The following is an 18,524-nucleotide window of genomic DNA, read 5'->3' on the forward strand; positions in this document are numbered from 1 at the left end:
AATCATTTCGCATTCGATGCCCTTTTACTTTAGAATCTTATATTCTACTTAACATTCAATTGGTTGAATGGCTCTTTCACTATCGGCTTTGCGAAATTGAATATGATGAAGTTTCGCAAAAGTACCATCTTGTGCAACTAATTCCTCATACGTGCCGTCCTCTTCAATCCCGTTTTGTGTAACAACAAGCACACGATCTGCGTTGCGGATGGTCGCAAGGCGGTGTGCAATAATAAGCGTTGTTCGATTTTCAGCAAGCTCTGCTAACGACTGTTGGATAATCATTTCCGTTTCGGTATCTAATGCAGAGGTTGCTTCGTCTAAAATTAAAATCGGTGGATTTTTCAAAAACATACGAGCAATAGCAATACGTTGCTTTTGCCCGCCTGATAACTTTAAGCCACGCTCACCAATTTGTGTGTCATAACCATCTGGCAATTCAGCAATAAAGGACTCGAGATGGGCTCTTTTAGCAGCTTCTTGAACCTCTTCATCACTTGCTCCTAAACGTCCATATGCAATGTTTTCTCGAATTGTTCCTGTAAATAAAAAGACATCCTGTTGGACAATCCCGATTTGTGCACGAAGAGAGGCTTGAGTCATATCTCGCACATCCAAACCATCAATCGTAACGGCACCCTGATGGACATCATAAAATCTCGGAATTAAAGAACATATGGTCGTTTTCCCGGCACCCGATGGTCCAACGAAGGCAATGGTTTGTCCTGCCCGTACATCAAATGAAATATCTTTTAAAACAGCTTTAGACGCATCATAATTAAAATCAACATTTTTAAATGAAATGTCCCCATATAAATGTGTTACTGGTTGTGCACCGTCTCGATCCTGAACCTCAGGCTCCTGCTCTATCAACTCACGAAAACGTTTAAAACCCGCCATACCTTTTGGATAAAGCTCTAGCAAAGCACTAATTTTATCAATAGGTTTAATCAGAACATTCGTATACAAAACGAAGCTGACAAGTCCCCCATACGATAATTTCCCATTAAAGCTTAACCATGCGCCCACAACAAGGACTACTAACGTTAACAAACGAGTCATCATATAGATGCTTGAATGCGCCCCTGCCATAATTTTATACGCGTATAATTTTGCTGAACGGAAATAGCGATTTTGTTCCTTAAAACGCTCCATTTCAAATGCTTCATTTGTAAATGATTTCACAACACGTACACCAGACACGCTATCCTCTACGCGACCGTTGACATCTGCAATTTTTCCGTACAACGTTTTCCATGCATTATTCATCTTGATGTTACTAACCGTAACAAGCCACATTAAAAATGGCACCATAATGGCTGCTATTAGCGCAAGTGTTGGATTGACATTAAACATAATGACGAAAGCGCCCAAAAATGTCATGATGGCAATGAATAAATCCTCTGGTCCATGGTGAGCAAACTCTCCTATATCAAATAAATCATTCGTAATTCGACTCATAATATGGCCGGTTTTTGTATTATCAAAAAAACGGAATGATTGACGCTGCACATGATTAAACAGCTCCTGTCGCATATCAGTTTCGATATTGATACCAAGTTTATGCCCTAGGTAATTGACGATAAAGTTTAATACTGTACTAAGAGCATATACTAGTAATAGCATAATACTCACTTTAACAATCATGCCCCAATCTCCTGTAGGAAGAAGCTTGTCAATAAACCATTGTACAGCTAAAGGAAAAGCTAGCTCTAGTATTGCTACGACAATGGCACTGGAAAAATCGATAGCAAATAATCGTTTATGTGGTTTGTAGTATGAAAAAAACTTTTTATACATATAGGTCTCCCCTCTAAGTTGTTAAAAAATTTCACTTATCACCATATAGTACCACTCATGAGAAAAATTAGGAAAAAATTTAGTATAGCACTACATTTTTATTTGCTTTTTGCGAACAACGTGCTATAATCCTTAGTAAGAAGAATTGAATAGCTTTTGACATTTTTGTCAAAGGGGAGTAGCTAGCAGATGTGAGCGATACATCTGATTTCACATTCGTCATTACATGGTAGCAGCCATCGGGTGTGATAGCAAACTCATCTAATGTCCTACATAGATGAGTTCTGTACTAGAAATTATTGGTACAAATTATTATTTGGAGCTTCCAAATAATTGCTTAGCAAGACCTTTGCCTATTTTTTAGGCATGGGTCTTTTTCTTTTGCCTAAAATAAACAATAGGAAAGAGCATATTATTCATTTCTGTCCACAACAAAGGAGGAAACAAATTTGGAAGCGATTTTATTAGAATACGCTTGGGTACTTGTCGTATTAATTGTACTAGAAGGACTATTAGCGGCAGATAACGCGGTCGTGATGGCCGTTATGGTAAAACATTTACCAAAAGCACAACAACAAAAGGCATTATTATACGGATTAGTTGGTGCATTCGTTTTCCGTTTTGCCGCACTATTCTTAATTACAACACTCGTAAATTTCTGGCAAATTCAGGCATTAGGTGCTGCCTACTTGTTATTTATGTCAATTAAACATATTTATGATTCGCGGAAAGCCGCCGGAGAATCAGATGAAATTAAAGAACCTAAAAAACAATCTGGTTTCTGGATGACGGTTATTAAAGTAGAGCTTGCGGACATCGCCTTTGCGGTAGATTCCATTTTAGCTGCAGTGGCAATCGCTGTTACATTGCCGCATTTAGGTAATTTCGATGTCGGTGGTATTAATGCAGGACAATTCGGTGTTATGTTCCTTGGTGGTCTTATCGGGGTTGTCATGATGCGATTTGCGGCACGCTGGTTCGTACGTGTACTAGAAAAATTCCCGTCACTTGAAACAGCTGCATTCTTAATCGTTGGTTGGGTTGGCGTAAAGTTAGCAGTTTTAACGTTAGCACATGAAAAATTAGGCTTTATTCCTCACGAATTCCCACATTCAACAATGTGGAAAGCGACATTCTGGATCGTGTTACTTGCGATTGCGCTAATTGGCTACTTAGTAGGTATCAAAAACCAAAAGAAAGAAGCATAATATATCATTCGCCTAGACTCAACGTCTGGGCGAATTTTTTTTTCCAAATACGGTCGGCATCTTATACTAGCTTCGTGGCGATTCGTTCTGGTTTCGTGGCGATTTGCGTTCGTTTCGTGGCGATTCTTCAATTTTTAAAAATCTAAATCTTCTAATTGAGAACGAATATCAATTTAATTTTGCAGTATTTATGACGAAAAATATCTTTTTCTGTATGATGACCCTCTTTCGCTATATACTATGAGAAGTAGAAGGTATTTACTGCAAAGGGAGGAACTACTATGTTATCAGAAAAACTACACACAGCACTTAACGAACAAATGAATTTTGAATTTTACTCAGCGCATGCCTATATGGCAATGGCCGCATTTTGCACAGATCAAGATTACGATGGGTTTGCCAATTTCTTTTTAGTGCAAGCGGAAGAAGAACGTTTCCATGCAATGAAATTTTATAACTTTTTAAGTGATATGGGCTATCGTGCAACAATCCATGGTTTTGACAGTCCAGAAAATCATTTCAACTCTATTTTGCATGCCTTTAAAACAGCTTTGTCACATGAAAAAGAAGTGACACGTCGTATCTACAACTTATCTGATATTGCATTAGATGAACGTGAACACGCCACAATGGCATTTTTAAAATGGTTCATCGATGAGCAAGTAGAAGAAGAATCAACGTTCGATACATTAATTCGTAAAATTGAACGCATTGAAAATGATTCAAATGCTATCTTTATGCTTGATGCGGAGTTAGCTACACGAACATTTACACCTGGTGCTGAAGCTTAATAAATAATGAAGGGCTGTATCAATTGATACGGCCCTTTTCATTTATTATCTACAATGTTTGTCGTTTCGGTTCGCGAATTTCCCCATCAAATGCTGCACGATAAATAGCCAAAATATCTTCTCGATTTAAGGGCATCGGGCTTCTGGCTAAAATTCTAGTCTGTTTCGTAGCATCATCCGTTAATTGTTCAAGTGCTAATTCCGGTATGGCAAACCCTTTCAAAGTTGAAGGAATATTTACATCCTTTACTAGTTGCTGTAATGCAACTACACATTTAAAGGAAGCATCTTCTTGCGATAAATAACTAGATGACAGCCCCATTGCATCTAAAATATCCTTCATGCGTTTTTCGCAACTTTGACGAATATAGCCCATAACGTATGGTAGTAATACAGCGTTTGAATCTCCATGTGCAATATGATACTGACCACCAAGAGGATAAGCCAAAGCATGCACCCCTGCTACACCTGCATTAAAAAATGCTAAGCCTGCTAAATAACTTCCATAACTCATATCTGAGCGCGCTTGCTTATTCTTGCCGTCATGTACGGCTGTACGAATTGAACTACTAATTAATTTAATCGCTTGAAGTGCAAGACCATCTGTCACTTCATTTGCATTAATTGAAACATATGCTTCAATTGCGTGCGTTAACGCGTCAACACCCGTAGCAGCCGTTACCTTTGCTGGCAAAGAAATTGTTAATTCCGGATCTACAATGGCTACATCAGCTAGTAAATAATCATGTGTCACGACATCCTTTGTCGTTTTTAACGATAAAACCGAAATATTTGTAACTTCCGACCCTGTACCTGAAGTTGTCGGAATTAGAATTTTGGGAAGCCCTTTATTTTCAAGTGTTTTTGTACCTGTTAAATTTAAATAGTCAGCGACTTTGCCGTCATGAGTAGCTAATACGGCAGCTAGCTTAGCTAAATCTAACGCACTTCCACCACCTAATCCGATAACTAAATCAAATTGATGCTTTCTTGTATAGTCTACCAGTTGTTCCCCAATTGCAAGAGGTGGCTCTGGAGCAATATCAGTATAAAGGGTCGTACGATAACCATTCTCTTGTAAAGGTTTATTAATATGGTCCACTATACCTAACTCTTTTAACAACGGGTCCGTTACGATTAATATATTCTTTGCTTCGAATTTTTTCACTTCTACAAGTAAATGCTGTAGACTCCCCCAACCTATATAGTTTGTAGGAGTAAAGGTAAGTTTACTCATGTTCGTTCTACTCCCATCTATTCATAATAGCCTTCTGTTGATTTTCTAAATGATTTAAATTGCACGGGGTCATGGCCGAACCATACTTGCGAATTTGTTTCGTTTGCTAATCTTCGAATTCGTTCAACTGTTGAGTTATAACCTACTGAATCATAGATAATACCAGGAGGCTTAACCGGTGGTCCAAAGCTTTCAGCTGTGTAAATAGCATCTGACGCTAAAATGATTCCCCCTGTTTCTGGCATATTAATATGCAAACCTAGCATACCCCAAGCATGCCCACTACCAAAATTCAATATATTTATACCTTCTGCCAGTTTCACATTATCTTCACCACGTTTGATTAGGCGCCACTGTAAGTTGTTTTTAATCCACATATCTATATCACCCCAAACATACGCACCATCCTTAACATTTCTCGCGTATGTTTGTAACGTTCCATTAAATTCATCTTCCTGCACAATGATCGTTGCATTTGTAAAAAGTTCTAAACAACCTGCATGATCTAAATGAAGATGTGAAGCAACTACATATTTAATATCCTCAGGGCGAACATTTAATTCTTCTAATCGATGATGTAAATAGCATTCTTCTGGCATATTAATAGGGAATGCTTTTTGTGTAAATTCCCCCCACCTTCCTTCGGGTCCCATTGAGTTTGGATTACATGCTGTATCAAATAAAATTTTTCCTTCTGGATGATCAATTAAAACTGTATAAACCGGAAATTCAACAAATTCATTTGGTTGATTCGGGTGGTCAATCGTTGCAGGATTATGCATTGCAATCATATAGTTTTTATCCATGCGCATCGTTCCATTATCCATAACAAATAGTTTAGCGTGCTTGTTTATCATCTTCATTTTACAAACATCCCCATTTCATGATTGGTTGTTATTCCAAATAACTAGTTTCATTTCGGTCATTTCTTCGATTGCATATTTAATACCTTCCTTACCTGTTCCACTGTCTTTTACTCCTCCATATGGCATATGGTCAACTCGGTATGTAGGCACATCATTTATAATGACACCACCTACTTGTAATTTTTTCGATGCCTTAAATGCTGTTTCTATAGATGAAGTAAAGATGCCAGCTTGTAGACCATAATTCGAATCATTTATTGCTTCGATTGCTTCATCTATTGTGGACACAGTGTTAATGATAACGACAGGCGCGAAAATCTCTTCACAGGAAACGCGGCTGTGAGATGGTACATTATAAAGGACAGTAGGTAATAAAATATTGTTTTCAATCCGACCTCCAGTAATAATTTGTGCACCTTCATTGACTGCCTCTTGAATCCAAGCATATGCACGTTGTTGTTCAGTTTCTGAAATCATTGTTGTTAAATCTGTTGTTGGATCAAGCGGATCCCCTATCTTTAGTTGGGTAATTTTCTCTGTAAACTGTTTTAAAAATGAATCAAGAACATTGTCCAGAACATAAATACGTTGCAAGGAAATACAAACTTGACCTTGATTTGAAAACGCTCCCATTACAATACGATCCATTATGTTTTCTAATGGAACACCTTCATCGACAATTACTCCCGCATTAGAGCCAAGTTCTAACGTTACCTTTTTCAATCCGGCTCGATTACGAAGAGAAATACCAACTGCTGGACTGCCTGTAAATGTAATCATTTTCACTTGTGGATGTGCTAAAAATGTATCCCCGATGAGTTTTCCGGAGCCCGTAACTAAATTAAAAGCACCTGCAGGTAAGTCTGTTTGCGCAAGTAATTTTGCTAAAAAATGTGCAGATAGTGCCGTTTGTGTTGCCGGTTTTAAGACAATTGTGTTTCCTGCCGCTAATGCTGGGCCGACTTTATGTGCGACAAGATTTTGAGGGAAATTAAATGGCGTAATTGCCGCTATAACGCCAATCGGTTCCCTCAACGTATAAGCAAAGCGTCCTTCTCCACCTTTTGAAGCATCCATCGGAATCAATTCACCTGCAAGGCGCTTCGCTTCTTCAGCGGCAAACTTATATGTTTCAATTGTTCGGTCTATTTCTGCAACTGCATACTTTAGTGGCTTAGCGGATTCTAACGAAATAATAGTAGCTGCCTCTTCTCGATGCTCAGCAAATAAATTCGATAATTGTTCCAAAATTTGAGCTCTCTGAATTGCTGTTAACATTGCCATCTTTGAGGTAGCTGCATGTGCGCACTCAATTGCTTGTTGCACATCGATCTCAGTTGCTATCGCAAACTGACCAATTAATTCTTTTGAATACGGGGCATAAACATCTAAATATTCATCCGTCATACGCCACTCGCCATTCAACATTAAATGTTTCTTCAAGTCCTCACTCCCTTTTAATGGTTACGTATTCATTTCTGAAAATAAAGAAATGAATACGTAACCATTTTAGTATAAAAAAATAAACTGACACTCATCAGTTCATTTTTTTACCTGTTGTGTTTCTTGGGAAAAGTTTAACAGATTCCGTTTGCTGGATGCAAGCACTTTTTTTCTCCATTACATCAAATAATTTCTCAATCGCTAAAAACCCTAAATTTTTTTCCGATTTGATGCCAACTGTCGTCAAGGAAATAGAACGATGTTTACTCAGTTCTACATTATCAATTCCAATTACATTAAAATCGTTAGGGATATTGAATCCTTGTTCTAAACATTGGTTGAGTATTTCAATGGCAATAGCATCTGTTGCAGCGCAAATTGCTGTCGGTCTTGGAGATAGCAACAATAGTTCTTCAAACACTCGTTTTATATCACCTTTGCTCGTATTTGTAGAAAATTTTGGCACTGCATTTATATCTATGCTCGCCTCAACCAACGCCTTTTTAAAACCCTCATATCTTCCAAAAAAAGTACTCATTTCATGTGGCCCCCCTATCCAACAAAGGTCCGTATGTCCTAAAGTCACTAGATGATTAGTCGCTAAATAACCTGCTTCTATATTATCTATTTCTACAAAATGTCTATTTTCTTGATGCTTACGATTAAACATAATAAAAGGTATCTCCAGTTTTTCAAGCTTATAAAATAATGGATCCGTATACCTTATAGATGATAAAATAATTGCATCCACTTTTGTTTCTAACACGGAATTATAAATAGTCTCTAGATTATCTTCCGTTCCAAAATACACGTTTACCTTATAGCCTCTAGCATTTGCATAATTTACAATTTCGGTTGTTGTATCGACAAAAAATGGATTATGCAACGGTCCAGAAATTAAAGTAATTATTCCTGTCTTTTGTTGTACAAGTGATCTTGCAATATCGTTTGGGACATAATTTAATTGTTCAATGGCCTCCATCACCTTTTTTAATGTTTTCGGTTTCACGAGTTCTGGAGTATTTAACACTCGTGAAACAGTTGTCTGTGAAACACCGGCATACTTTGCTACATCTTTAGAAGAAACCAAAAAAACCACCCATTTCATCTTTCTATGCCTATTTTATACCATCAAAAGGATAATGTTAATAGCATTAAACTAGTTAAGGTATAAGCACAATCAAAGTTATCCCTTTTATCTGCACTATAACCAAAAACTGAACGCTTATGCAGGAATAGATATAATACGATACCAGTCGGGCAATACACAATATAGAAATCGTATGAATAAACGAGGAAACAAGCATTTACGGAAAATTTTATATTTCATGGTGTGTGCCATGCTTAGGGCACAAGGAAAACCGAATCATTTTGTGGACTATTATTATAAATTAAAAAAGCAACCTCAGAGGAAGCCTCATAAGATTGCGATTGTCGCCTGCATCAATAAGTTTCTGAAAGTGACATTTCAGTTACTGACGCGTGGCATTCTTTACGATTCTGAGTCCGCACTACCAGCTTAGAAATCGTAATCACCCATATAAAACTATAACATAATGACCTTTCAAAAAAATAAAAATCGCCAAGTCTTTTTGGCGTATCCAAAAATGAGTGTGAAGTGATGAGAGATGTCCCTCACCACTTCACACTCATAAAAATATAAATTAATCTTTAAATATGGTTGACTAATCGTAAGAAAGAGGCTGGGACAAAACCCTCCTCTGAAAACTAATAAGCCGTTTAAATTTTACGACGAGTAAAATTTAAACGGCTTAGATCATTTTTACATAAAAATAAGAATCACTTCTGATAAGTCAATCAATTAGTTTTGCCTTTAGATTTAGAAGTGAAGTTACAAAAGAATGATATTGCCTGACGTGGAACCCGTTTTTGGATTCTTGAAAGCTAATTTGCGTTTTACTCGATTTTCTGTACGAAGAAAATCGAAGGCTGATAACGAGATGGGTCACGCATTAATGGTGAATTTAAGAAAATTCACAGCCATTTGCATAGAACTATATGGAGACAACATAAAAAAATAGAGAAATCCGAATTTGAAATCATTCAAATTCGGATTTCTCACTAATTGAAGCAGTTATGTCCCAGCCCCTTTTTTCTACAAGCTGCTAATCCTTTGGATAATAATAATAGAAATTGGCATCTGCATAAGTAAGAAACCCTAATTCTTCATTCGGTTTTAACTGTAATATTTGTTCCGTGCCTTCAAGATAAAATAATGCGTTCCCATCATCCATGACAAATGGTTTTCCCAAATCTTTATACCAAGTTTCATTTAGATGTTTAGGATAAAAATCAAACGTAATTTCTTCTATTTTATTGCTCCCTGTATAAGTACAATATTGTGTCTCTATATTTTTTCCAGTGCTATCTTTCAAGTAATAAAAGTTGCAGTCAATTTCACCATTTATAGAAGTAAACTCTTGCCTTTTAGCTGGGTTCCCTAACTTATTCACTACATCTTTTCTAGAATTCCCTAAAGTAATCCCACTTACTATGTAAACATTTTTTTGTTTATCATATTTAATGACAAATTTACCTTGTTCAAATAATTCTACCAATGATTTATTATATTTTTCAGCAACGGTTTGCGCTGATTCCCCATTACTATTGACTGAATCAATATTTGCTTTATTCTTTATTAGTTCTTCAACAATTTTTTTATCCCCATTTACAATAGCTACATATAAGGGTGATTGTCCTTGTCCATTCAGTCCATTTACATTTGTTCCCTTGTTTATTAATGCTGTTAGAAAAGCCGCATTATCTTTTTTCTGATTAAGGAGAACATGGATTGCATTATTTCCTCGTTTATCAACCTGATTCACATTTAGTCCTTTGTCTATAAATAGTTGCACTATCTCATTATTTTCAGTAAGAATAGCCATTTCGTATGTATTTTGGCCATTTTTATTCTCCTTATTTAAATCAATAGCCAGGTTCAGTAATTCTTTGATAAATGCTGTATCTTTTAACTGTTGTAGCAAGGCTACTTGAACAATATTATTCCCTTCATTATCCACATCTTGTAGCTTTACTTTTACATCATGGATAAGGTAGTCAATTATTTCTGGATTTCCTGTCTCCATGGCAGTATATAAAACCGAATGTCCCATTTCATTCTTAACATCCATATCCACTTTGAAATGATGTAACTCTTTTAGTATTTCCATTTGTTCATTGTCGACCGCAAGATGAGCAAGCGTATTCTTTTCTTGTCCAACTGTAATACTCACCATTCCTTTATTCATTAGCGAAATAGCCAACTTTTTATTTGGTAATTTAATGGCTTCGCTTATTGAATTTTCGCCATCCCTATTGACAAAATTAGCATTTGCCCCATTTTCAATCAAAAAATTTATCTCATTCCTATTTTGATGTTTGACTGCCTCAATTAAAGCATTATCCTTATCTTTTAACAAAAGATAATTATCCCATGAAAAGGTAAACTTTGTTATAAAGCCAAATGTACCAATAACGATAAGTAATAAAAGGCTAACAACCACCGAGCTATATGTAAAAATTTTCCTTACTTTTTTCTTAGTTTCTTCACGTTGACGTTCTTTTTCCAGTTGTTCTTTCTTTTGATTCTCTTCTAATTGTTTTTCATATAACTGAATCTGTTCATTAATCGTTTCTTCATTACTATAAATGGAAATAATATGATTTTTTTCTTTTTTACAACGCTGACACGCTTCCATATTCTCTAAGTTGAGACGCCCACATACACATACCCATTTATCATTTAATAGTTGTGAATAATACTTTGCATCATTTCCTTCATGCGCTTTTACATAAGCTAATTGCCTCGGATTATGTATTTCTTTTAATTCTACTTTCTCTAGCTCTGTTTCAGCTTTAGTCCATGTAGTTTCGTCACTAAAAAGTACTTTCTCAATGACAATCTCCACTTTTCTGGCATGTAAAAAATTATCTAATGAAATTCTTTCATTCGTATCAAATGCTTGGCTAGGGCCTATTGAATCGGGAAAATGAAATTTATGTTCAAAACAATTTGATACCGAACCAGTAGGCTCACCAAATTGGTCAAAACAATAGATAGTCGCATTAAAACCTTTGATCGTTTTTTCAGAGATATTATTAAATCGAAATGAACAATAAACGTTACCCGTTTTTTTACTTCTATATAGCTGATACTCAAGCAATTCAATTGGACAATTTATATCAACTAGCATTCTGCTCCTCCTATTAATTCAATAATTCAAATTCTTCTTCTTGAGGTTTATTAGTAACTTTTGAATTTATATCTTGAAGTAATGCAATTATTTTTGCTATCGCTAAAAAGAAAATCCCAGTTAACATAATTGATATTACTGACATCAAAGTCGTTGTCAGATGAGAGGTATAAATATCCTTCAATGCAAAATATTTTTCTTCTATAAGATTATTATCATAATGTTCAATAGCTGCTGCTTCCCAGTATTTCATATCCTCTCTTTCTTCCTTTAAACTTGAAACCTGCGTTAAACTAAAAATGATAGCTGTTACAATTAAAATGACACTCGTTATCTGCAGTACCAGTTTCATCTGCGTCAACCCTCCACAATTTTAAAATAATTAATATTATATACTAATTACCTAATATTTACTATATAATCCAAAACATCTTAAAAGAAAAAATTCATAAATAATAATTTTTTATGGTACTTTTAATTTATTTTCTATTCGCCTGTTGTCAATCCATTTCTCCCTAAATATTAGCATTTGTGAAACAACCACTCATAAATTTGAACGAAATGAATGCGTTAAAAAACGCTCTAAAAGATTCATTCTTTTAGAACGTTTTGTACTTCTTATTCTTCATATTGAATTTCTAATTTATTCGGTATGGCGGGTATATCGTTTGATTTAACGTCCGTCTCGGCAAGTCGTAATGGCTGTAGTGCATATTTACTTTCAACATCAAATGGAATGGCTATACTTTCCATTTTATTATTCATTTGACTTCTCGCCAGTAAGCCATTTTTAGATAGATCGATACTTGTAATATTGTCGATTGTTTCTTTAAGCATTTGCTGATCTTTCGGGCGCAGCGGCATCCTTCCATCCATAAGAAACGGTTGAATATTTTCTTTAATAAACCCTTGTGCCTCTATTAAACAAGAAAATTCATTTAACTTCGCAGCATATAATTTTAGTTGGCGTTTCTCTTTTGCACGTTGCTGATTGAGCTCGTTCACCTTTTTCTCAATACGCGCTAAACGCTTCTTGGATAGGTTAATCAAATAGTTTTGGACTGTATTTATTTCTTCCACAATGATAGCTTCCGCTTCCCGTACTTTCGCATACTGCGTAACACATACTTCTTGCTGTTCATTTAAACGCAGAACACGTTCTTTGAAAAAATCATTTTGTGTATGATGGCCAAAAATGGCTTTCATCAACCCTTTTCCATGAATTTTTTTATGTTGTGCGTCCAAACGCTCATATTCTCGCATATATTCATTATGCATATTACGATATTCACGTAATGCCTGTTGATAAATCACTGCTTTTTCAGTAAATTGTTCAACGAAATCATCTTGTAAATAATCATGTTGCGAAATCGTTTGTAAGAGCTGATACAATGTTTGAACATTTTTGAATACGCTTGCTACTTGCTCGTACTCTTGTTCATATTCCTGTACAATGGCTACATCTCGCTGATAACGTGAAAATTCATATTGTGTATCTCCCGCAAATTTTTCGATGTTTTCTACTGCTGATTGAAATGGATCACGTTGCGGTATAATCGTTAATTCGAAGCGGAAACGCTCCAGCCATTGTAAAAAACGAATAATAATTGCGTACGTTTTTTTATCGCTATTCTCTGCAACGCGTTGAATTTGCGCAATTAGATTATCATATTGACTACGCTGCCATAACGCTTTATTGTCTGTTTGTTGTGCTTCAAGGGCATCCATTGCAGAAATCGCTACAAAATCGCTTAATAAATGACCAATTCGTTCTTTTTCAGAACGAATAAAGGCTTCTGTATTATTATTTTTATCGATGCCATTAACGATACAAAGTGGGACTACCCCTTTATTTTTTAAAGCTTCCATTAATAAAACTTCTGCATCGATCGCCATCGATTCTGAACGTAACACCCAAAATATTTCATCCACTCGATTGATTAGCGATTCGGAGAAGTATGCCATTTCTCCCCCACCCGCTTCTAATGAGATCGAATCGATAATTGTCACAGATTTTAATAACTCATGCTTAACATATACTTCTAGATAATCTAAATGTTCACGTAAAATTTGTGATGCAAACGTATCACCTGTAGTAAGTAATTCTAATTTGCTCATATCAAATATTGCCACCATACCATCTAAAAAATATGCTTTAATTTCCTCATGCTCACCATATCGTAAAAACGTATTAACCCCTGTCGGATTTTGATCGCTTACAGGTAAAATAGAACGACCAAGAAGACCATTTACCAGTGTTGTTTTTCCTACTCGTTCTTTTCCGACTATCAGTACCATTGTTTGATTGTTTGCATCTTGGATTATACGATTTAAGTGCTTAGCTGTATCTTTCACATATGTATTTTGTACAATAATGCTGTGCAGTTGACGTAAACGATCCACAAACTGTGGCAAAATATTATTCGCTGAGGCTGTATAGTCGATTGGCGTAGTGTCAATATTCGTCATCCTCAAAACCTACTTTCATATGTATCTATAGTTCCATTATAAAGGATACTATTCGATTTCTTATATATAGTCATGAAATTTAATGACAAAAAAGGACAAACTACTTAGTTCGACTTGTCACAAATAGGATTTCCTTCTTAGGTTAAATTTCTCTATTTTTCACATTTATCGCACAACTAGGTATATGCAATGATAGTGCCTCATGCTAATAACTAGAAAATCCACACATCCTAACACTTTACTTATGAAGCGTAATATTATTTATTCGTCCAAACCAGCCATTCTCGCATAAACTTTACTAAGTGTTGGCATACCGCCTTGTGCACTTACTTGCTCAACCGCTAGCGAGGCCGCTATATTCGCAAAGTACACTGCTTCATCCAACGATTGCCCCTCTACTAATGCATAGGCAAGCGCACCATTGAAAGTATCCCCAGCCCCAGTTGTATCCACCGCTTTTGTCATATAGCCAGGGACATGAATAGGATATTCACCATCAAAGTAACGTGCCCCATCACGACCAAGTGTAATAATTAGTTTATTCGGATATTTTTCGAGCGTTTGATCGAAATCGTTTCCGAATAGCTGGGCACACTCAATTTCATTTGGGGTCAAGTAGGTAATATCATCCATCCAGCGCATATCAAAGTTCGCCGCTGGGGCTGGGTTTAACAGCACTGGTACATTCGCTTCCTTACATAATTTTATAGCATGTGCTGTCGTCTCCATCGGAATTTCAAGCTGTAAGATTACCATTTGACTTTGTGTAATGACATCTTTTACAGCATCCAAATGTGTTGGTTCAAGCTTATAATTTGCTCCTGGGACCACGATGATACGATTATCATTGTGATGCACTAAAATATTCGCAATGCCAGTCGATTCTGAAGTTGTTAGAAGCGATGTTGTATCAATATGCTCCTGCTCTAAAACTGTTCGCAATGTATGCCCAAAACGATCATCGCCTACACAACCAATCATTGTGACGTTGCTGCCTAAACGAGCCGCAGCAATCGCCTGATTAGCCCCCTTTCCTCCAGGACTTGTTTGAAAGTGTTGCCCAAGAACCGTTTCTCCCTGTTGTGGGAAATCCGCCATTTGTATCACTAAATCCATATTTAAACTACCAATTACTGTAATCATCTAAATCATCCTTTCGATTCCTTCTTTCTATTTTAACGACTTAGCAAAAGAAAGACAAAGGCTTCCTTGTTTTCAGTATTTCGAAGTATCTATACTGGCAACGTTCCCATCAAACAGCAAAAAAGTGTTAGATTGATTCCAGTCAATCTAACACTCTTCTCGGCTTTACTTGCCCATTAGTAGGCTACACGTTGTGCTTCATAGGCAGCAATATGGTCTTCGTATTTAAATGTTAGGGCAATTTCATCCCAGCCATTTAGTAACGTTTCTTTATAATAAGAATCGATGTTGAATGTATAAACTTTACCATCTTCACCTGTTACTGTTTGTGCTTCAAGATTTACTTCTACATGATAAGGTTTCTCTAAACCTTTTGCTAAAATTTCATCGCACTCTGCTTCCGTTAACTTGATAGGTAATATACCATTTTTGAAGCAGTTATTATGGAAAATATCCGCAAATGAAGGGGCAATGACGACGTTAAAGCCATAATCTAAAATTGCCCACGGTGCATGCTCACGTGAAGAGCCACAGCCAAAATTATCTTGCGCTACTAAAATTTTAGAGTTTTTAAATTCTGCTTTATTTAATACAAAGTCCTGTACTTCATTGCCTTGTGCATCAAAACGCCAATGATAAAATAAAAATTGACCAAAGCCTGTACGCTCAATGCGTTTTAAAAACTCTTTCGAAATGATTTGATCTGTATCGACATTTTTACGATCAAGTGGTGTTATCACACTATTTACGATATTAATTGGTTGCATTTTCAATCATCCTTTCCGTGTAAATGGTGCCTTCACACAGTTTCCTTCACGAATTCTCGTACATCTACAAAGTGACCTGCAATCGCAGCAGCAGCTGCCATCGGAGGTGATACTAAGTGCGTGCGAGCACCAGCACCTTGACGACCTTCGAAATTACGGTTTGAGGTTGATGCACAGCGTTTACCAGCTGGGACCACATCATCATTCATCGCTAAGCACATCGAACAACCGGATTCGCGCCATTCAAAACCTGCATCAATGAAAATTTTATCTAAACCTTCTGCTTCTGCTTGTTTTTTTGTAGAATGGGAACCTGGGACAACGATTGCTGTTACGTTTTCATGAACTTTACGTCCTTGAATAACATTTGCAGCAGCTCGTAAATCACTTAAGCGTGAGTTCGTACATGAGCCGATAAATACGTATTGGATATCGATTGAAGTTAATGGTTGCCCTTCTTCTAAGCCCATATAGGCAAGCGCTTTACGAAGTGCGGCTTTATCTGACTCATCCTGATAATCTGCTTGCGTCGGAACATTTTGTGATACACCAGAACCCATTGAAGGATTTGTTCCCCATGTAATAATTGGCTCGATTTCCTCTGCTTTAATGATGCGGACTTCATCATATGTCGCGTCCTCATCTGATGCTAAACTTAGCCAATACGCTGTCGCTTCTTCAAATTTCTCACCTTGTGGTGCATATTTGCGACCACGAATATAATCCACTGTTATTTGGTCAGGTGATACAAGACCAGCCTTTGCACCTGCTTCGATGGACATATTACAGATGGTCATGCGCTCTTCCATTGACAGTTTGTGGATTGCCTCTCCAGTGAATTCCACAATATGTCCTGTACCAACGCCAATACCGAATTTCGAGATGATTGCTAAAATAATATCCTTCGCAGCAACACCAACCGGTAGCTCTCCTTCAACGCGGATTTCCATCGTTTTTGGCTTGTTTTGCCACAATGTTTGTGTAGACATTACGTGCTCTACTTCGGATGTACCGATACCAAATGCAATGGCACCAAATGCACCGTGTGTCGATGTATGCGAGTCACCACAAACAATTGTTTTGCCAGGCTGAGTTAAACCTAATTCTGGTCCAATCACGTGGACAATCCCTTGGTTAGGGTGACCCATACCTGCAAGCTCAACACCGAATTCAGCAGCATTTTTCGCCAGTGTTTCAATTTGATTGCGTGCAATTGGATCATTGATTGTCGGTAGATTTTTTGTTGGCACATTATGATCCATCGTCGCAAAGCTTAAATCAGGACGACGCACTTTCCGTCCATTTATGCGTAGACCTTCAAATGCTTGCGGAGAAGTTACTTCATGAATTAAATGAAGATCAATATATAACAGGTCCGGTTTGCCCTCTTCCTGATAAACAACATGTTTATCCCAAATCTTTTCAATTATATTTTTTCCCATTGTCTTCACCTATTTCTTAAATATATGTTGTCATAATACTTTCCGAAACAAAACTTGTATCAATTTCATTAATAACTTTATCTGTCCATTCATTTGTAGATAGAGTGCGTCCTCCATCACGTGCAAGATCTGCTGTAAAGTACCCATCATCAAATACTGCACTTACTGCACGTTCGATTTCAGCCGCTTCTTCTGCTAGGCCAAATGAGTATTGTAACATCATAGCGACTGACAGAATCGTTGCTGCTGGATTAGCCACACCTTGCCCTGCAATTTCTGGTGCTGAACCGTGTACTGGTTCGTAAAGTCCAAAATTATCACCGCGGATGGATGCGGATGGTAGTACGCCAAGAGAACCTGTAATAACCGATGCTTCATCACTTAAAATATCACCAAACATGTTTTCTGTTACAACGACATCATAATGAGCAGGATTTGTAATTAATTTCATCGCTACAGAGTCTACTAAGTTGTGTTCTACCTGAACATCTGGATAGTCTTTTTTCTTCGCTTCTACAACTTCGCGCCATAAACGGCTAGTTTCAAGTACGTTTGCCTTATCGACTGAACATAATTTGCCTCCACGTAAACGTGCTAATTCAAAGGCATTTTCAACGATACGCTCTACTTCAGCTGTTGAGTAAACTGTTGTATCAATCGCGCCATTTTCAGTACGCATACGTGGTTCCCCGAAGTATACGCCGCCTGTAAGTTCACGTACGATCATTAAATCGACGTTTTCGGCTACTTCACGTTTTAAAGGTGAAGCCTCTAGTAAACTCGGGAACGCCTTTACTGGACGTAAATTTGCAAATAAGTCAAAGTGCTTGCGGATACGAAGTAAGCCTTTTTCTGGACGTAGTTCTGGTGGGTTATTGTCCCATTTTGGCCCCCCTACTGCGCCTAATAAAATCGCATCACTGCTCTCACACATTTCAATTGTTTCATCAGGTAGTGGATTGTTGTGTTGATCGATGGCAGCGCCTCCGATTGTTCCATATCCTAAATGGAATGTATGGTTGAAACGTTTGCCGATAACTTGTAGTACACGTATAGCTGACGCAACCACCTCTGGCCCAATTCCATCGCCAGGAAGTACTGTAATTTTTTTCTCCATCGTAAAACACCTTTCTTTGTCTAGCGT

At 37.0% G+C, this 18,524-nt stretch carries 15 protein-coding genes and 1 pseudogene; 4 read left to right on the plus strand and 12 right to left on the minus strand.

Annotation, left to right across the window (positions count from 1 at the left end):
- Positions 1 to 48: 48 nt before the first annotated feature.
- Positions 49 to 1,800, minus strand: a complete 1,752-nt coding sequence (locus T479_RS12980) for an ABC transporter ATP-binding protein (RefSeq protein ID WP_025219854.1) — start codon at positions 1,798 to 1,800, stop codon at positions 49 to 51.
- Positions 1,801 to 2,249: 449 nt separating this feature from the next.
- Between T479_RS12980 and T479_RS12985 the strand changes: the two genes are divergently transcribed.
- Positions 2,250 to 3,008: a MeeY/MeeF family manganese export membrane protein gene (locus T479_RS12985; RefSeq protein ID WP_024361051.1), complete on the plus strand. Its 759-nt coding sequence runs from the start codon at positions 2,250 to 2,252 to the stop codon at positions 3,006 to 3,008.
- A gap of 281 nt (positions 3,009 to 3,289) precedes the next feature.
- The gene (locus tag T479_RS12990) at positions 3,290 to 3,799 is read left to right on the plus strand and encodes a ferritin (protein WP_025219855.1); all 510 of its coding nucleotides are present in this window, start codon (positions 3,290 to 3,292) and stop codon (positions 3,797 to 3,799) included.
- A gap of 49 nt (positions 3,800 to 3,848) precedes the next feature.
- Here the strand turns inward: T479_RS12990 and T479_RS12995 are convergent, their stop codons facing one another.
- The 4 genes from T479_RS12995 to T479_RS13010 form a co-directional block, all read right to left on the minus strand.
- Positions 3,849 to 5,036, minus strand: a complete 1,188-nt coding sequence (locus tag T479_RS12995; RefSeq protein WP_025219856.1) for an iron-containing alcohol dehydrogenase — start codon at positions 5,034 to 5,036, stop codon at positions 3,849 to 3,851.
- Between the two features lie 17 nt (positions 5,037 to 5,053).
- Positions 5,054 to 5,899: an AhlS family quorum-quenching N-acyl homoserine lactonase gene (gene ahlS, locus T479_RS13000; RefSeq protein WP_024361054.1), complete on the minus strand. Its 846-nt coding sequence runs from the start codon at positions 5,897 to 5,899 to the stop codon at positions 5,054 to 5,056.
- Positions 5,900 to 5,917: 18 nt separating this feature from the next.
- Positions 5,918 to 7,345 carry an aldehyde dehydrogenase family protein gene (locus tag T479_RS13005; RefSeq protein WP_025219857.1) on the minus strand — a complete coding sequence of 476 codons (1,428 nt, stop codon included), beginning with the start codon at positions 7,343 to 7,345 and terminating at the stop codon, positions 5,918 to 5,920.
- A gap of 94 nt (positions 7,346 to 7,439) precedes the next feature.
- Entirely contained in the window at positions 7,440 to 8,444 is a 1,005-nt protein-coding gene (locus T479_RS13010) for a LacI family DNA-binding transcriptional regulator (protein WP_227665463.1), read from the minus strand.
- Positions 8,445 to 8,562: 118 nt separating this feature from the next.
- Between T479_RS13010 and T479_RS23245 the strand changes: the two genes are divergently transcribed.
- Together T479_RS23245 and T479_RS23250 are read left to right on the plus strand one after the other, a co-directional pair.
- Positions 8,563 to 8,868, plus strand: coding sequence for a transposase (locus tag T479_RS23245; protein WP_081769906.1), 306 nt, complete (start codon positions 8,563 to 8,565; stop codon positions 8,866 to 8,868).
- A 351-nt stretch (positions 8,869 to 9,219) separates the two neighbouring features.
- A pseudogene (locus T479_RS23250) lies at positions 9,220 to 9,387 on the plus strand (IS5/IS1182 family transposase); the annotation flags it as partial.
- A gap of 84 nt (positions 9,388 to 9,471) precedes the next feature.
- On the opposite strand, the gene T479_RS13020 reads toward T479_RS23250, so the two are convergent.
- The 7 genes from T479_RS13020 to leuB form a co-directional block, all read right to left on the minus strand.
- Positions 9,472 to 11,559: an ankyrin repeat domain-containing protein gene (locus T479_RS13020; RefSeq protein ID WP_025219861.1), complete on the minus strand. Its 2,088-nt coding sequence runs from the start codon at positions 11,557 to 11,559 to the stop codon at positions 9,472 to 9,474.
- A 13-nt stretch (positions 11,560 to 11,572) separates the two neighbouring features.
- Positions 11,573 to 11,911, minus strand: coding sequence for a hypothetical protein (locus T479_RS13025; protein ID WP_025219862.1), 339 nt, complete (start codon positions 11,909 to 11,911; stop codon positions 11,573 to 11,575).
- 266 nt (positions 11,912 to 12,177) lie between these two features.
- Complete coding sequence (locus T479_RS13030) at positions 12,178 to 14,028, minus strand: dynamin family protein (RefSeq protein ID WP_025219863.1); 1,851 nt, start codon at positions 14,026 to 14,028, stop codon at positions 12,178 to 12,180.
- A gap of 261 nt (positions 14,029 to 14,289) precedes the next feature.
- Positions 14,290 to 15,171, minus strand: a complete 882-nt coding sequence (gene rbsK, locus T479_RS13035) for a ribokinase (RefSeq protein ID WP_025219864.1) — start codon at positions 15,169 to 15,171, stop codon at positions 14,290 to 14,292.
- Between the two features lie 176 nt (positions 15,172 to 15,347).
- A complete protein-coding gene (gene leuD / locus T479_RS13040; RefSeq protein WP_024361062.1) occupies positions 15,348 to 15,938 on the minus strand; it encodes a 3-isopropylmalate dehydratase small subunit in 591 nt (196 codons plus the stop codon).
- A 32-nt stretch (positions 15,939 to 15,970) separates the two neighbouring features.
- Positions 15,971 to 17,380, minus strand: a complete 1,410-nt coding sequence (gene leuC, locus T479_RS13045; protein ID WP_025219865.1) for a 3-isopropylmalate dehydratase large subunit — start codon at positions 17,378 to 17,380, stop codon at positions 15,971 to 15,973.
- A gap of 16 nt (positions 17,381 to 17,396) precedes the next feature.
- A complete protein-coding gene (leuB, locus tag T479_RS13050; protein ID WP_024361064.1) occupies positions 17,397 to 18,497 on the minus strand; it encodes a 3-isopropylmalate dehydrogenase in 1,101 nt (366 codons plus the stop codon).
- Positions 18,498 to 18,524 lie beyond the last annotated feature (27 nt).

The sequence above is a fragment of the Lysinibacillus sphaericus genome (assembly GCF_000600105.1).
Taxonomy (GTDB): Bacteria; Bacillota; Bacilli; order Bacillales_A; family Planococcaceae; genus Lysinibacillus; species Lysinibacillus sphaericus.

What these genes read in the sequence shown, in the direction of transcription:
- T479_RS12980 (WP_025219854.1), bottom strand. Translation starts at nt 1,800, where the DNA reads ATGTATAAAAAGTTTTTTTCATACTACAAACCACATAAACGATTATTT.
- T479_RS12990 (WP_025219855.1), top strand. Translation starts at nt 3,290, where the DNA reads ATGTTATCAGAAAAACTACACACAGCACTTAACGAACAAATGAATTTT.
- T479_RS12995 (WP_025219856.1), bottom strand. Translation starts at nt 5,036, where the DNA reads ATGAGTAAACTTACCTTTACTCCTACAAACTATATAGGTTGGGGGAGT.
- ahlS (WP_024361054.1), bottom strand. Translation starts at nt 5,899, where the DNA reads ATGAAGATGATAAACAAGCACGCTAAACTATTTGTTATGGATAATGGA.
- T479_RS13020 (WP_025219861.1), bottom strand. Translation starts at nt 11,559, where the DNA reads ATGCTAGTTGATATAAATTGTCCAATTGAATTGCTTGAGTATCAGCTA.
- T479_RS13025 (WP_025219862.1), bottom strand. Translation starts at nt 11,911, where the DNA reads ATGAAACTGGTACTGCAGATAACGAGTGTCATTTTAATTGTAACAGCT.
- T479_RS13030 (WP_025219863.1), bottom strand. Translation starts at nt 14,028, where the DNA reads ATGACGAATATTGACACTACGCCAATCGACTATACAGCCTCAGCGAAT.
- rbsK (WP_025219864.1), bottom strand. Translation starts at nt 15,171, where the DNA reads ATGATTACAGTAATTGGTAGTTTAAATATGGATTTAGTGATACAAATG.
- leuD (WP_024361062.1), bottom strand. Translation starts at nt 15,938, where the DNA reads ATGCAACCAATTAATATCGTAAATAGTGTGATAACACCACTTGATCGT.
- leuC (WP_025219865.1), bottom strand. Translation starts at nt 17,380, where the DNA reads ATGGGAAAAAATATAATTGAAAAGATTTGGGATAAACATGTTGTTTAT.
- leuB (WP_024361064.1), bottom strand. Translation starts at nt 18,497, where the DNA reads ATGGAGAAAAAAATTACAGTACTTCCTGGCGATGGAATTGGGCCAGAG.